Raw genomic sequence first — 15,575 nt, forward strand, 5'->3', positions numbered from 1 at the left:
TAAGAAAATGCGGGGCAAAGCCTGGGGCTGAAGGAAGGCACTCCCTCTGTAAGACGATGCGGGGCAAAACCTGGGGCTAAAGGAAGGCCCACCTTTGTAAGAAAATGCGGGGCAAAGCCTGGGACTGAAGAAAGGCAGTCTCTCTGTAAAAAGATGCAGAGCAAGCCGTCAGGCGGCTCGCCCTGTACGATCAGTCGGCGTCGTAGCCCAGATTAGGTGCCAGCCAGCGCTCCACTTCGCTTACCGGCATGCCTTTACGCCGGGCGTAGTCTGTAATCTGGTCGCGCTGGAGCTGTGCCACGGCGAAATATTTGCTCTCCGGATGACTGAAATACCAGCCGGAGACTGCGGCTCCCGGCCACATAGCAAAGGATTCGGTCAGCTTCATGCCGGTATGCGTCTCCACATCCAGCAGCTTCCAGATCGTCTCTTTTTCCGTATGTTCCGGGCAGGCGGGATAGCCCGGCGCAGGCCGGATACCCTGATAATTTTCCCGGATCAGCTCTTCATTGCTGAGATTTTCCGTAGCGGCAAAGCCCCAGATAACCTTACGCACGCGCTCGTGCAGATACTCTGCAAAACCTTCCGCCAGACGGTCAGCCAGCGCCTTCACCATGATTTTATTGTAATCATCATGCTGCGCGTCATAAGCCTCGGCCAGCGCATCCTCTTCAAGCCCGCCCGTTACGGCAAATGCGCCAAGGTAATCAGCTTTACCACTCGATTTGGGGGCCACGAAATCAGCAAGGCAATAATTCGCAAATCCCGTCTTTTCTGTCTGCTGACGTAAGTGATGACTTACTTGCAAAACATGAGAGCGGGATTCATCGCTGTAAATTTCAATATCGTCACCGACCCGGTTAGCCGGGAAGATCCCTACCACACCGCGCGGATTCAGGGATTTTTTCGCGCTAAGCTCATCCAGCATCGCGTTGGCGTCGGCTAACAGGCGCTTCGCCTCTTCGCCAACCACTTCATCTTCCAGGATGCGCGGATATTTTCCGGCCAGCGACCAGGTCATAAAGAAAGGCGTCCAGTCGATATAGTGGCGCAAGGTTTCAATGTTAGCGCTTACTTCGCTCACACCCAGCCTGTGGGCTACCGGAGGCGTATAGTTTTCCCAGTCCAGCGCCAGTTCGTTATCCCGTGCGACCTGCAAACTCACCGGCGGCGTGCGGGGCTTTTTACGCGCATGCTGGATACGCACCGTGTCGTACTCTTTTCGCGTGCGGGCGACAAAGCCCTCGTACTGCGTGGCTGACAGCAGCGCGGAGACCACGCCAACGGTGCGTGAAGCATTTTGCACATAGACCGTCGGCCCGCTGTAGTTCTGTTCAATTTTTACCGCCGTATGGGCTTTTGAGGTGGTTGCGCCGCCAATCAGCAGCGGCAGAGTAAAGCCCTGCCGCTCCATCTCTTTCGCCACGTTAACCATTTCATCCAGCGACGGGGTGATCAGGCCGGACAAGCCGATAATGTCGGCGTTGTGCTCTCTGGCCGTTTTAAGAATTTTATCGCTCGGCACCATTACGCCAAGATCGATGATTTCATAGTTATTGCACTGCAACACCACGCCAACAATGTTTTTGCCAATGTCGTGCACGTCGCCCTTTACCGTCGCCAGCACGATTTTACCGTTGGTGCTGCCCTTCTCTTTGCTGGCCTCAATGTAAGGCTCCAGGTACGCCACCGCCTGTTTCATTACGCGGGCAGATTTCACCACCTGTGGCAGGAACATTTTGCCTTCGCCAAACAGATCGCCCACCACGTTCATGCCCGCCATCAGCGGGCCTTCAATGACCTCAATCGGGCGGCTGGCATTTTGTCGGGCCGCTTCGGTATCTTCCTCAATAAATTCGGTGATGCCTTTTACCAGCGAATATTCAAGGCGTTTCTCCACTTCCCAACTGCGCCATTCGGCCTGCGGTTTGGTGCTGCCCTCATCCGATTTTGTGCCGCGGTACTTTTCTGCCAGGTTCAGCAGCCGCTCGGTACCGTCGTCGCGGCGGTTGAGCACCACATCTTCAACCGCTTCACGCAGGTCAGCGTCCAGATCATCATAGATCGCCAGCTGTCCGGCGTTGACGATGCCCATATCCATGCCGTTGCGGATAGCGTAATAGAGGAATACGGCATGAATCGCTTCGCGCACCGGGTCGTTGCCGCGGAACGAGAAGGAGACGTTCGACACGCCGCCTGAAATCATCGCGTGCGGCAGTTCACGCTTGATATCTTCACAGGCGCCGATAAAGTCCATTGCGTAGTTGTTATGTTCATCAATCCCGGTAGCGACCGCAAAGATATTGGGGTCGAAAATGATGTCTTCAGGCGGGAAACCGACTTCTTCAGTCAGGATCTTGTAGGCGCGGCGACAAATCTCAATTTTGCGTTCGCGGGTATCTGCCTGGCCCACCTCATCAAATGCCATTACCACCATCGCGGCACCGTAACGGCGTACCAGCTTAGCGTGGTGGATAAAGGCCTCCACGCCCTCTTTCATCGAGATGGAGTTAACGATGCCTTTGCCCTGAATGCATTGCAGCCCTTTTTCAATCACCTCCCATTTAGAGGAGTCGATCATAATCGGTACGCGGGCGATATCCGGCTCTCCGGCAATAAGATTCAGGAAGCGGACCATTGCCGCTTCCGCATCCAGCATCCCTTCATCCATGTTGATATCGATAATCTGCGCGCCGCTCTGAACCTGCTGAAGCGCAACTTCGAGAGCTTCGTTATATTTATCTTCTTTAATCAGCCGTTTAAATTTTGCCGAGCCGGTAACGTTAGTTCTTTCACCGACGTTTACAAACAGCGACTCCGCACTGATAGTCAGCGGTTCAAGGCCGGAAAGGCGGCAGGCCACCGGCAGCACCGGCAGCGGACGTGGCGCGATGCCCTCCACCGCTCTGGCCATAGCCGCGATGTGCTCTGGCGTGGTGCCGCAGCAGCCGCCCACAATGTTCAGGAAGCCGGACTGCGCCCACTCACCAATTTGCTCCGCCATGATGGTGGCATCTAAGTCATATTCGCCAAACGCATTCGGCAACCCGGCGTTCGGGTGCGCCGTGACGTAACCTTCCGCAATGCGGGAAAGTTCCGCCACATACTGACGCAGCTCATCTGGCCCCAGCGCGCAGTTAAGGCCAAACGACAGCGGCTGAGCATGGCGCAGCGAGTTATAGAAGGCTTCGGTAGTCTGGCCGGAAAGCGTGCGGCCCGAGGCATCAGTGATGGTGCCGGAGATCATCAGCGGTAGCTCAATACCCAGCGCTTCAAATTCGCTTTGTACCGCAAAAATGGCGGCTTTGGCATTGAGCGTGTCAAATACGGTCTCGATCATGATGATATCCGCGCCGCCTTCAACCAGCGCGCGGGTAGATTCACGGTACGCTTCCACCAGCTGGTTAAAGGTTACGTTACGGAAGGCGGGATCGTTGACGTCGGGGGAGATAGAGCAGGTGCGGTTGGTGGGACCCAGCACCCCAGCGACATAGCGCGGTCTCTCTGGCGTGCGGGCCGTCCACTCATCTGCGCAGGCACGCGCCAGCTTAGCGGCAACGTAGTTAATTTCTGCCGACAGCGACTCCATATGGTAATCAGCCATCGCAATGGTGGTTGAGTTGAAGGTATTGGTTTCGAGAATATCGGCACCCGCTTCCAGATAAGCGTTGTGGATCTCGCTGATCACTTCCGGACGGGTCAGCACCAGCAGGTCGTTATTTCCCTTCAGGTCGCTCTGCCAGTCGGCAAAGCGTTCGCCGCGAAAATCACTCTCTTCCAGGCGATAGCTCTGGATCATGGTTCCCATACCGCCGTCCAGCAGCATGATGCGTTTCGCCAGCTGCTGATGCAGCGCTTCTCTTCTGTTGCTCACTCTAGCCCCTTCAACCTCAACCCAATGGCAAATATGCCAGCGAACCATACTGGCACAACTTTTGCGCAGGTAAAAGTAACCGACCATGAGACATTTTCAGTTAACCCTGTGAACACCTCTGACCAGTAAAGCTGCCGTTGCATTATCAGCCAATAAAACGAAAATGATTTCCACATGGTGAAAATTAAGGAGTCAGACATGGCGACCCCCGTCGTGGCGAAACGCGGTAAAAAACCTCGCGCTGCTGCCGCTCAACCCGCTCAACCTGCCGGACAGGTCCAGTCGCTGACCCGTGGCCTGAAACTGCTGGAATTTATTGCCGACTCCCACGGCAGCGTAGCGCTGACCGAGCTGGCACAGCAGGCCGGTTTACCCAATTCGACTACGCATCGCCTGCTGACCACCATGCAGCAGCAGGGGTTTGTACGTCAGGTGGGCGATCTGGGTTTGTGGACGATTGGCGCACATGCGTTTGTGGTCGGCAGCAGTTTTCTGCAAAGTCGGAATCTGCTGGCGCTGGTTCACCCGATGCTGCGCAAGTTAATGGAAGATTCCGGTGAGACGGTGAATCTGGCTGTTCTGGATCTTAGCGATCGTCAGGCGGTGATCATCGATCAGGTTCAGTGTACGCAGCTGATGCGCATGTCCGCGCCGATCGGCGGCAAGCTGCCGATGCATGCCTCAGGAGCGGGAAAAGCGTTTCTGGCTAATCTGAATGATGCTCAGGTCAGTGAACTGCTGCATCGCCAGGGGCTGCACCATTACACGCCGCAAACCCTGACGTCGCCGCAGAGCCTGAAAGAAAACCTGGCACTGGTGCGGAAAATGGGCTTTTCCTTTGATGATGAAGAGCACGCGCTTGGGTTACGCTGCGTGGCCGCCACTATTTACGATGAGCATCACGAACCTTTCGCCGCTATTTCCATTTCCGGCCCAGTTTCCCGCATCACCGATGACCGGGTAACGGAGCTGGGTGCGTTGGTGATTAAAGCCGCCAAAGAGATCACCCGCGAGTATGGCGGGTAAGCGGTGAGTCTGGTGAGGGCACAGGGCAAAATCCTGGTGCGGTGGTAAGGCGTCACCCGAAAATTTTGGCATCGTTGGTGAGTATGGCGATCGCACAGGTCAAAATCAGGTCCGGTGGTATGGCGTCACCACAGGTCAAAACCAGGTGCCGTGATAAGCGCCATCCAATAATTTTCGTGTCGCTGGTGAGTCTGGCGATCGCACAGGTCAAAATCAGGTCCGGTGGTATGGCGTCACCATAGGGCACCTTATCCGAGACGCCGTAAATCCTTCCCTGGAGGCTTGGATGCCGCATCCATGCGGCATACACTCGGCTAAGGTGCCCTATGGCGCCACCCGAAAATTTTGGCATCGTTGGTGAGTATGGCGATCGCACAGGGCAAAACCAGGTGCGGTGGTAAGGCGCCACCCAATAATTTTGGCGTCGTTGGTGAGTCTGGTGAGAGCCAGGTCAAAATCAGATGCGGTGATAAGCGTCATCCAATAATTTTCGTGTCGCTGGTGAGTATGGCGATCGCACAGGTCAAAACCAGGTGCGGTGGTAAGGCGTCACCACAGGTCAAATTCCTGGCAACAGTTTCAGCTATAACAAACGACAACGAAGCTTCCGGACCCAGTTATCAAAACATCCAGACGACATGTCTTTTGCCCTTAGCACATGGCCCTCCTCACTCAGCAAACTTTGAAGCGGATCACAATTACCACCGAATCCCACCCATTCTGATTGCGCACGCTGCGCATTCCCTCAACAATGCCAGAGCACAATGTTACCGGTAACACCGCTAACAAAGGGTGCGCCTTTTCACTTTGGGAGCTGAGCTATGAGCAATCAACATCACCGAATCTACGTTGTTATGGGCGTTTCCGGCAGCGGCAAATCTGCTGTCGCCGCCAGCGTTGCACGCCAGCTCTCTGCGGGCATGCTGGATGGCGACTTCCTCCATCCGCGCGATAACATTCAGAAAATGGCGGCTGGCATGGCGCTGGATGATGGCGATCGTGCGCCCTGGCTTAGCGCCCTTAATGATGCGGCTTTTGCCATGCAGCGTACCAATGAAGTCTCGATCATCGTCTGCTCTGCCCTGAAAAAGCACTACCGCGATCGACTGCGGGCCGGTAACAGCAACCTCTCGTTTATCTATCTGCACGGGGATTTTCCGGTTATTGAAGCGCGCCTTGCCGCACGCAGCGGCCATTTCTTCAAAACCCAGATGCTGGTCAGCCAGTTCGCTGCGCTTGAGCAGCCTGGCCCGGAAGAGAGCGACGTGAAAATCATCGATATCAACCAGCCGCTGGAGCAGGTGATTGCCGACGCCGTTGCGCATATTCAACACTTTCAGCCACAGGAAGCCTGCGCATGAACACCGTTCATCCCGTCATCGCGCAAGTTACACAACGCATTATTGAGCGTTCCGCTGAGACCCGAAGCGCCTATCTGGCGCGCATAGAGACCGCCCGTTCCAAAACCGTGCAGCGCGCCAGGCTGGCCTGCGGCAACCTGGCGCATGGGTTTGCTACCTGCCAGCCTGACGATAAAACAGCGTTGAAAAATATGGTGCGCAGCAATATCGCCATTATCACCGCTTACAACGACATGCTTTCTGCCCACCAGCCCTACGAAACTTACCCGGATAAAATCCGCCGCGCCCTGAGTCAGACAGGTGCGGTAGGCCAGGTAGCGGGCGGCGTGCCCGCCATGTGTGACGGCGTGACTCAGGGCCAGGATGGCATGGAGCTGTCGCTGATGAGTCGCGATATTATCGCCATGTCCGCTGCTGTCGGCCTTTCCCATAACATGTTCGATGGCGCGCTGTTCCTGGGCATCTGCGATAAAATCGTGCCGGGCCTGGTTATGGCTGCCCTCTCATTCGGTCATCTTCCGGCGTTGTTTATCCCCGCTGGCCCAATGAGCAGCGGCCTGCCGAATAAAGAAAAAGTACGCGTGCGCCAGCTCTATGCTGAAGGCAAAGCCGATCGACAGGCTCTGCTGGAAGCGGAGGCTGCCTCCTATCATGGCATTGGTACCTGTACCTTTTACGGCACCGCCAATACCAACCAGATGATTATGGAAGTGATGGGGCTGCATCTGCCCGGCTCTTCCTTTGTCCATCCCGATACGCCGCTGCGCGAGGCACTGACTGAAGCCGCAGCCCGTCAGGTCACGCGTCTGACGGAAACCTCAGGCAATTACCTGCCCGTGGGCAGGCTGGTCGATGAAAAAGTCGTGGTAAACGGGATTGTGGCGCTGCTTGCCACCGGCGGCTCGACCAATCTGACCATGCATATGGTGGCGATGGCGCGCGCGGCAGGCATTCAGATTAACTGGGATGATTTCTCCGACCTCTCCGAGGCCATCCCCCTGCTGTGCCGCATCTATCCGAACGGCCCGGCGGACATTAACCAGTTCCAGGCCTCTGGTGGCGTGGCTTTGCTGGTACGTGAGCTGCTGAACCACGGCTTACTGCATGAAGATGTTGAAACCGTGGCCGGATCTGGTCTGCATCGCTATATCCAGGAACCCTGGCTGGATAACGGCAAGCTGGCCTGGCGGGAAGGTACCGAAACATCCCTCAATGACAAAGTGATCGCATCCGTATCACACCCCTTCGAGCAGCATGGCGGCACAAAAGTGTTGCAGGGCAACCTGGGCCGCGCGGTAATGAAAACCTCTGCGGTGCCGGCTGACAATCAGGTTATCGAAGCGCCCGCCGTGGTGTTTGAAAGCCAGCATGATGTTCTGCCCGCTTTTGAGGCTGGCGAACTGAACAAAGATTGTGTGGTGGTGGTTCGCTTCCAGGGGCCGCAGGCCAACGGCATGCCGGAACTGCATAAGCTGATGCCGCCGCTTGGCGTGCTGATGGATCGCGGCTTTAAGGTGGCGCTGGTCACTGATGGCCGTTTATCTGGCGCATCCGGCAAGGTGCCTTCAGCCATCCATGTCACCCCGGAAGCCTGTACCGGCGGCCTGCTGGCAAAAGTCCGTAATGGCGACAGCATCCGTGTTAATGGTCGCACCGGCGAGCTGGCGCTACAGGTTGATAACGATGTGCTGGCGGCACGCACCACCTCTCAGCCAGACCTGAGTGCTGAACACACTGGTTCCGGACGCGAACTCTTTAGCGCGCTACGCAGCCAGCTTTCGGGTGCCGAACAGGGTGCCTGCTGCATCAAATTTTAACGGAGAATCCTTTATGAATAACTGGAAAACCAGCGCTGAGCAGATCCTGACCTCCGGTCCGGTCGTCCCGGTAATCGTCATCAATAAGCTGGAGCATGCGGTGCCGCTGGCGAAAGCGTTAGTGGCGGGCGGCGTACGAGTGCTGGAAGTAACGCTGCGCACAGCCTGTGGAGTGGATGCCATTCAGGCCATTGCCCGGCAGGTGCCGGAAGCGATCGTCGGCGCGGGCACGGTGATCAATCCGCAGCAACTGAAGCAGGTTACCGAAGCTGGGGCGCAGTTTGCGATCAGCCCCGGCCTGACGGAGGATCTTCTGAAGGCGGCCAATGCCGGTTCGATCCCACTGATCCCTGGGATCAGCACCGTTTCTGAACTGATGCTGGGAATGGATTATGGTCTGCGGGAGTTTAAATTCTTCCCGGCAGAAGCAAACGGCGGTGTTAAGGCGCTACAGGCGATTGCCGGCCCGTTCCCTCAGGTCCGTTTCTGCCCGACGGGCGGTATCTCCCTTGCCAATTATCGTGATTACCTGGCGCTGAAAAGCGTGCACTGCATCGGTGGCTCCTGGCTGGTGCCCAACGATGCGCTGGAGATGGGCGATTATGACCGTATTACCGCGCTGGCCTGTGAAGCGGTAGCAGGCGCCTCTGCCTGATCCAGCCGCAGAGCCTGGCTTACCGGCAGGCTCTGCGGATAACGCTGGCAAAAACGTTGTCGGCGGCGATAGGCAAATACATCTTCGATATGCCCTTCCCGGATCCGCTGTTGCAGACCACGCCAGAAGCGGGCGGTAAACAGCTCCGCATGCATCTCCTCAAATAACCGCGCAACAGCCGGATCGACACAGAGATAATGGCGGAACTCTTCCGGAAAAATATCCTCCGGCGAGACGCTGTACCACGGCTCTTGGCTCAGCTCATCCTCCGGATAACGGCAGGCAGGGATCTCACGGAAGTTCACCTCCGTCATGTAGCTGATTTCATCGTAATCATAAAACACCACGCGCCCGTGCCGGGTTACGCCGAAGTTTTTATACAACATGTCGCCAGGGAAGATATTGGCGGCCGCCAGCTGCTTCACGGCGTTGCCATACTCTTCAATCGCTTCACGGCGCTGCTGGTCATCCGCCTGCTCCAGCCAGAGATTCAGCGGCATCATCCGTCGCTCCAGATAGAGGTGGCTGACGATCACTTTTTCTCCCTGCACCTGAATTTTCTCCGGGATCTCCTGCTGCATTGCCAGCCACAGCGGCTCGCTGATGCGTGCGCGATCCAGCGCAAAATTTTCAAACTCCTGGGTATCTGCCATACGCCCCACGCGGTCATGCTCTTTCACCAGCTGATAGCAGGCTCTGACCCGCTCCGGCGTGACCTCTTTTTGCGGTGCAAACCGATCTTTAATTACCTTGAACACCCGTTCGTAACCGGGCAGCGTGAAGACCAGCATTACTAACCCCCTTACGCCGGGTGCGATGACATAAGGCTCTGTGGTAGCCGCCATAAACTGCAAATACTCACGGTAGCATTCGGTTTTGCCGTGCTTCTGGCAGCCGATTGCCATGTAAAGCTCAGCGGTGGTTTTTCCGGGCAGGATCTCACGTAACCACGCCACCAGCGCAGCGGGCAACGGGGCATAGAGCATAAAATAGGTGCGGGCAAAGCCAAACACGATGCTGGCTTCACGCTTGCGCGTCAGGCAGGTATCAAGCAAAAGCTCACCCCGCTCGCTGCGATGAACCGGAAGCAGGAAGGCATAAACGCCGCTGCTGAGCCGCAGTTTTGCTACCAGCCAGGCCGCCTTGTTGCGGAAAAAAAGCTCGTTTGCCACTTCAAGCGATCCCTCATCCAGCTCCTGCTGTGCGAAGTTTTCCCGCAGATGGGCGATAACAAAGCCAATGTCGCGCTGAAGATCCTCCCAGGGCAGGCGCAGCGGCAGACCGAGCAGAACGTTACTGAGTAATGCCTGCCAGTTACCGTTGGCGGGGAACGTTTTTGCCAGCGGGCGGGAGAGGATGTGATGCCTGTCCGGCTGAGAGCTGAAGATAAACAGCCTTTCAGGCGTCAGCAGTTGATGATTATACAAACGGCAATAGACTGAATTAAAAAAGCTTTCGGCGATTTCAAAACGAGGGTAGTCAGGCAGCAATCGGGCGTAAATGGCCTTCACCCGTAACAGAAAATCACCGTCAACGTCCGGCCCGCCGGTGATGTGACGAAGCTGCTCTACCACCAGCCCCACGTGGCGGTCGTAAAGATGAATACGCGCTTTCATGGCGGCCTGGACGGCAGCCCAGTCCGCCTGTTCAAAACGGTGCTGCGCCCCCGATGTTATCTCCAGAAAGCGACCGTATTGCGCATCAAATCCCTGCAAAATGGTATGGGCTATCAGCGTTTCCAGTGATGACATGAGGGCCTCTCTCAGATAATCAGAACTGCTGCTCTTCCGTCGACCCCGTCAGCGCCGTGACCGATGAGACACCGCCCTGGATGATAGTGGTCACGCTGTCGAAATAGCCGGTTCCCACTTCCTGCTGGTGCGAGGAGAAGGTGTAACCCTGCTCACGGGCGGCAAACTCAGGCTGCTGAACCTTCTCCACGTAGTGACGCATACCCTCTCCCTGCGCATAGGCCTGCGCCAGATCGAACATGTTGAACCACATGCTGTGGATCCCCGCCAGCGTAATGAACTGGAAGCGGTAGCCCATCTCGCTCAGCGCCTGTTGAAAATGCGCAATAGTCGGATCGTCGAGATTTTTCTTCCAGTTAAAAGAGGGGGAACAGTTATAGGCCAGCAGCTTACCGGGGAAGCGGGCATGGATCGCCGCGGCGAAGCGTCTGGCCAGCGCCAGATCCGGCGTGGAGGTTTCGCACCACAGGACATCGGCATAGGGCGCATAGGCCAGGCCACGGCTAATCGCCTGCTCAATACCGGCACGGGTGCGGAAGAAACCTTCAGGGGTGCGCTCACCGGTGATAAATTCGCGGTCATAGTCATCGCAGTCAGAGGTGATCAGGTCGGCGGCATCCGCATCCGTACGGGCGATCAGCACCGTTGGCACCGCCATAACATCCGCCGCCAGCCGCGCCGCAACCAGCTTCTGAATCGCTTCCTGCGTTGGCACCAGCACCTTGCCGCCCATATGGCCGCACTTCTTGGCAGAGGCGAGCTGATCCTCGAAATGCACGCCGCCAGCGCCAGCCTGAATCATCGCTTTCATCAGTTCAAAAGCATTCAGCACGCCACCAAATCCCGCTTCCGCATCCGCGACAATCGGCAGGTAGTAATCCACATAACGCGGGTCATCCGGCTCAATCTGATTTGCCCACTGGATCTGGTCGGCGCGCTGGAAAGTGTTATTAATCCGCTCCACGACGCAGGGCACAGAATTGGCCGGATAGAGCGACTGGTCCGGATACATGCTGCCTGCCAGATTGGCATCGGCCGCGACCTGCCAGCCGGAGAGATAGACAGCCTCAATCCCGGCTTTGGCCTGTTGCAGCGCCTGGCCGCCACTCAGGGCACCAAGGCTGTTGATATAGCCTTTTTTCGCCCCGCCGTTCAGCAGTGTCCAGAGTTTCGCTGCTCCATTCTGCGCCAGCGTACAGGCGGGATTCACCGAGCCGCGCAGTTTAATCACCTCTTCAGCGGAGTAAGGACGGGTAATGCCCTCCCAGCGGGCATCGTGCCAGGTTTGTTCAAGCTGTTCGATTTGTTGGGTACGTGAAGTCATAGCGCTATCCCCTGTTGATCAGTGAAGCAAGCTGTAGCCAGGCAGTGTCAGAAACTCTACCAGCTCGGATTCGGTGGTGATGCGCTCCATCAGCGCAGCGGCCTCGCTGAAACGTCCCTGAGAGAAACGTTGATCGCCCAGCTCCTGCTGGATAACCAGCATCTCTTCGGCCAGCATCCGACGGAACAGCGCTTCTGTCACCTGTTCGCCGCTTGCCAGCGTTTTACCGTGGTGGATCCACTGCCAGATGGAGGTACGGGAAATTTCAGCCGTGGCGGCGTCTTCCATCAACCCATAAATGGGCACGCAGCCGTTGCCGGAAATCCATGCTTCGATGTACTGCACCGAGACGCGGATATTGGCGCGCATACCCGCCCCGGTGCGCTCGCCAGCACAGGGAGCCAGCAGCTGCTCCGCTGTCACAGGCGCATCCTCTTCACGCCGTACATCAAGCTGATTTTGCCTGTCGCCCAGCGCCGCATCGAATACCGCCATTACCGTGTCCGCAAGGCCCGGATGGGCAATCCATGTGCCGTCGTGACCGTTTGCCGCCTCACGCGCTTTATCCGCCTTCACCCGATTGAGTACCCATTGATTGCGCTCCTGCTCTTTGCTGGGGATAAACGCCGCCATGCCGCCCATCGCCAGAGCGCCACGCCGGTGGCAGGTTTTGATCAGCAGTTTTGAATAGGCCTCCAGAAAGCCCTTTTCCATAGTCACCGAGTCACGGTCTGGCAGAATGCGATCGGGATGATTTTTCAGGGTTTTGATGTAGCTGAAGATGTAGTCCCAGCGTCCGCAGTTCAGCCCGACGATATGATCGCGCAGGTTGAACAGGATCTCGTCCATCTGGAATACCGCAGGTAGCGTTTCGATCAGCAGCGTGGCCTTGATCGTGCCGCGCGGCAGATCGAAACGATCTTCGGCATAGCTGAAAACTTCGCTCCACCAGGCCGCTTCCTGCCAGCTTTGCGTCTTTGGCAGATAGAAATAGGGGCCGCTGCCTTTGGCCAGCAGAGCATCCACATTATGGAAAAAGTAGAGGGCGAAATCGAACAGGCTGCCCGGTATCGCCGCGCCGCGCCAGGTCACATGCTTTTCCGGCAGGTGCAGACCGCGTACCCGGCAGACCAGCACCGCAGGATTGGGTTTCAGCTGATAGATTTTCCCGGCTTCGTTGCTGTAGCTGATGGTCCCGTTAACCGCATCGCGCAGGTTGATCTGTCCTTCGATCACTTTCTCCCACGACGGTGCCAGCGAGTCTTCAAAGTCCGCCATAAACACATTAACGTTGGCATTAAGCGCATTGATCACCATTTTGCGCTCTACGGGGCCGGTAATTTCTACCCGACGGTTTTGCAGATCCTCCGGAATGCCGCGAATTTTCCATTCACTCTGTTTTATGGAATCCATTTCCGTAATAAAACCTGGTAACTCACCCCTGTCGAAACGCTGCTGTTGCTCTGCTCTTGCCGCAAGCAATGCAGTACGCCGCGGCGTGAAGCGTGCCACCAGTTCGCCGAGAAAATCGACTGCGGCATCCGTCAGGATCTGCTTTTCTGCCTGAGCAAATGGGCGCTGGAACTCCAGCTCCGTGCTAATAACCTGTTGTGTCATAGCTCTACTCCCGTCACCAATCGCATGGGATAACATCCTTTGCAGGACGCTTTGCTGCTGGGTAATTTTTAACCCGCTGGGACAAGATATAATTATCTAAAATATAAAATCAAAAACTATTTCCATTTTATCAATGGATGTCTATTAACCAATTGAATTTAATGTTTTTTTATTTTATTCATGAAAAGAAATGACTTTCACAGCACATTTTTATTTGCTGAAATCAGGAAAAAAGCATGCAGGATCAATAGGATCAGGAGAGGGGCTGGTGGCGATCGCGGCGGGAAAAGGCGATAAAAAAAGGGCATGACGCGGGTAATCGCAGGCCCTTTTTTCTGTAACGAAAATTAATCCAGGCTTGGGTTCATATGGCGAAGATCAAATGGCGTGATCTGGTAAACATAGTAGTTCAGCCAGTTAGAAAACAGCAGGTTACCGTGGCTGCGCCAGCTGGCACGCGGCGGAAGCTCAGGATTATTTTGAGGGAAATAATTATAGGGAATTTCCGGATTCAGACCCGCTTCATAGTCACGATGATATTCCCCGGACAGCGTCAGCGCATCATATTCAGGATGCCCGGTGACAAACGCCAGCCGTTTGTCTTTGCTGGCAAACAGATAAGCCCCGGTCTGCTCCGATTCAGCAAAAATTTCCAGATCGGTGTAATCACGCAGCAGCTGCGTCGGGAAATCGGCATAACGTGAATGAGGAGCCAGAAAGGTATCATCGAAGCCGCGCGTCAGCAGGGCGTGTGGATGCAGGATCTGATGATCATAAACGCCGGATAGTTTGGTTTCCCGCGTCTGTTTTGGAATGCCATACAGAATATTCAACGCAGCCTGTACTGCCCAACAGACAAACAGCGTGGAGGTAACATGCTCTTTTGCCCAGTGCAGCACCTTCTGAATCTGCGGCCAGTAGGCCACATCATTGAAATCAACCAGCCCTAAGGGTGCACCGGTGACAATCAGCCCATCGTAGTTATTGTGCTGAATATCTTCAAAATTGCAGTAAAAGTTATTCAGATGCTCCATCGGCGTATTGCGGGTTTCACGGCTGTCGATACGCAGCAGCTGAATGTCGATTTGCAGCGGCGAGTTAGAGAGCAGGCGGAGAAACTGGTTCTCGGTCTCAATCTTTTTTGGCATCAGATTCAGTACCAGCACTTTCAACGGACGGATCTCCTGCGTGCTGGCCCTGGTGGAGGTCATCACAAAGACATTTTCGTTCCGCAGAAAATTCACGGCTGGTAATTCATCGGGTACCCTGATTGGCATAACCTTGTTTCCTCACTTAACCATTTAAACGTTTAGACATCCAGACAGCTAAAGATAACGTGACAGGAGCAGAATGTCGAGGTCTCATCGGGTAGTTGAAAATGTTTCATCTCTGCTCGCTGAAGAGGTCGACAAACGGCAGCGGCCATCACCGCTGCATCCGGGCTGGCATGCTGATAAAGCAGCCAGAAGCAGATCGCCCCGCTGAAGTCTGAGGAACATCTCCTCACTGAAACCGCTAACCAGGCGTGCATTGATCCCAGGATGTCGCTGGCTGAACCCGGCTGACAAAAAGGCCCCGAGCGTCAGCGCGGGGCCTTTTTGTTTATTCTTCTGCACCGCTGGGCATCACGCCGCGCCTGCGGAGATTCTCCTGCCTGACTTGCGGTCACGCCGCTGTCCTGTACCGAATTTTCATGGCACCTGAACGCAAAAAACCCCGACCTTACGGTCGGGGTTATCGCTTTATTTGATGCCTGGCAGTTCCCTACTCTCGCATGGGGAGACCCCACACTACCATCGGCGCTACGGCGTTTCACTTCTGAGTTCGGCATGGGGTCAGGTGGGACCACCGCGCTAAAGCCGCCAGGCAAATCTTTATCCGATTAATCGGCATTGTTACTGGTGCTGATACCCAGAGTCGAACTGGGGACCTCACCCTTACCAAGGGTGCGCTCTACCAACTGAGCCATATCAGCACGCTTATTTCTGTCAGAAAACGGTGTGCTCACGTTTACTGCTTTTAAAGTAATGCCTGGCAGTTGATGAACTCACGTTCACCCTACGGGCCGTTGCGCCGCAACGTTCAGGCTTCGCCTGTCCTACTCTCTGAGAGTAGCGTACTGCCCGTTATACCAGTTTACTGCTTTTAAA

Annotated in this window: 9 protein-coding genes, 1 tRNA gene and 1 rRNA gene; 4 read left to right on the forward strand and 7 right to left on the reverse strand. The window is 55.7% G+C overall.

Features of this window, described 5'->3' with window-relative positions:
- Window positions 1–190: 190 nt before the first annotated feature.
- Window positions 191–3,874, reverse strand: a complete 3,684-nt coding sequence (metH, locus tag AAH450_RS14345; RefSeq protein WP_342910810.1) for a methionine synthase — start codon at window positions 3,872–3,874, stop codon at window positions 191–193.
- A 198-nt stretch (window positions 3,875–4,072) separates the two neighbouring features.
- Here metH and iclR point away from each other — a divergent pair, with 198 nt between their 5' ends.
- From iclR to AAH450_RS14365, 4 genes are all read left to right on the forward strand, one after another.
- The gene (iclR, locus tag AAH450_RS14350) at window positions 4,073–4,900 is read left to right on the forward strand and encodes a glyoxylate bypass operon transcriptional repressor IclR (RefSeq protein ID WP_342910811.1); all 828 of its coding nucleotides are present in this window, start codon (window positions 4,073–4,075) and stop codon (window positions 4,898–4,900) included.
- Window positions 4,901–5,721: 821 nt separating this feature from the next.
- Entirely contained in the window at window positions 5,722–6,261 is a 540-nt protein-coding gene (gntK, locus tag AAH450_RS14355) for a gluconokinase (protein ID WP_342910812.1), read from the forward strand.
- Window positions 6,258–8,078, forward strand: a complete 1,821-nt coding sequence (edd, locus tag AAH450_RS14360; RefSeq protein WP_342910813.1) for a phosphogluconate dehydratase — start codon at window positions 6,258–6,260, stop codon at window positions 8,076–8,078. The genes gntK and edd overlap by 4 nt, the downstream gene beginning before the upstream one ends.
- Before the next feature lie 13 nt (window positions 8,079–8,091).
- Window positions 8,092–8,733, forward strand: coding sequence for a bifunctional 4-hydroxy-2-oxoglutarate aldolase/2-dehydro-3-deoxy-phosphogluconate aldolase (locus AAH450_RS14365; protein WP_342910814.1), 642 nt, complete (start codon window positions 8,092–8,094; stop codon window positions 8,731–8,733).
- Here the strand turns inward: AAH450_RS14365 and aceK are convergent.
- The 6 genes from aceK to AAH450_RS14395 all read right to left on the reverse strand — a co-directional run bounded on the left by aceK (window position 8,679) and on the right by AAH450_RS14395 (window position 15,400).
- On the reverse strand, window positions 8,679–10,484 hold the full coding sequence (gene aceK / locus AAH450_RS14370) for a bifunctional isocitrate dehydrogenase kinase/phosphatase (RefSeq protein WP_342910815.1): 1,806 nt from the start codon (window positions 10,482–10,484) through the stop codon (window positions 8,679–8,681). The two genes, AAH450_RS14365 and aceK, sit on opposite strands and share 55 nt — an antisense overlap.
- A gap of 19 nt (window positions 10,485–10,503) precedes the next feature.
- Window positions 10,504–11,808 carry an isocitrate lyase gene (aceA, locus tag AAH450_RS14375; RefSeq protein ID WP_342910816.1) on the reverse strand — a complete coding sequence of 435 codons (1,305 nt, stop codon included), beginning with the start codon at window positions 11,806–11,808 and terminating at the stop codon, window positions 10,504–10,506.
- An 18-nt stretch (window positions 11,809–11,826) separates the two neighbouring features.
- Window positions 11,827–13,425 (reverse strand): malate synthase A, encoded by a 1,599-nt coding sequence (gene aceB, locus AAH450_RS14380; protein WP_342910817.1) that lies wholly within the window; start codon window positions 13,423–13,425, stop codon window positions 11,827–11,829.
- Window positions 13,426–13,772: 347 nt separating this feature from the next.
- On the reverse strand, window positions 13,773–14,702 hold the full coding sequence (gene metA / locus AAH450_RS14385; RefSeq protein WP_342910818.1) for a homoserine O-acetyltransferase MetA: 930 nt from the start codon (window positions 14,700–14,702) through the stop codon (window positions 13,773–13,775).
- Between the two features lie 474 nt (window positions 14,703–15,176).
- Window positions 15,177–15,292, reverse strand: a 5S ribosomal RNA gene (gene rrf / locus AAH450_RS14390).
- Window positions 15,293–15,324: 32 nt separating this feature from the next.
- A tRNA-Thr gene (locus AAH450_RS14395) sits at window positions 15,325–15,400 on the reverse strand.
- Window positions 15,401–15,575 lie beyond the last annotated feature (175 nt).

Source organism: Erwinia magellanica, assembly GCF_039023495.1.
In the GTDB taxonomy this organism is placed as follows: Bacteria; Pseudomonadota; Gammaproteobacteria; order Enterobacterales; family Enterobacteriaceae; genus Erwinia.

What these genes read in the sequence shown, in the direction of transcription:
- iclR (WP_342910811.1), top strand. Translation starts at nt 4,073, where the DNA reads ATGGCGACCCCCGTCGTGGCGAAACGCGGTAAAAAACCTCGCGCTGCT.
- gntK (WP_342910812.1), top strand. Translation starts at nt 5,722, where the DNA reads ATGAGCAATCAACATCACCGAATCTACGTTGTTATGGGCGTTTCCGGC.
- edd (WP_342910813.1), top strand. Translation starts at nt 6,258, where the DNA reads ATGAACACCGTTCATCCCGTCATCGCGCAAGTTACACAACGCATTATT.
- AAH450_RS14365 (WP_342910814.1), top strand. Translation starts at nt 8,092, where the DNA reads ATGAATAACTGGAAAACCAGCGCTGAGCAGATCCTGACCTCCGGTCCG.
- aceK (WP_342910815.1), bottom strand. Translation starts at nt 10,484, where the DNA reads ATGTCATCACTGGAAACGCTGATAGCCCATACCATTTTGCAGGGATTT.
- aceA (WP_342910816.1), bottom strand. Translation starts at nt 11,808, where the DNA reads ATGACTTCACGTACCCAACAAATCGAACAGCTTGAACAAACCTGGCAC.
- aceB (WP_342910817.1), bottom strand. Translation starts at nt 13,425, where the DNA reads ATGACACAACAGGTTATTAGCACGGAGCTGGAGTTCCAGCGCCCATTT.
- metA (WP_342910818.1), bottom strand. Translation starts at nt 14,702, where the DNA reads ATGCCAATCAGGGTACCCGATGAATTACCAGCCGTGAATTTTCTGCGG.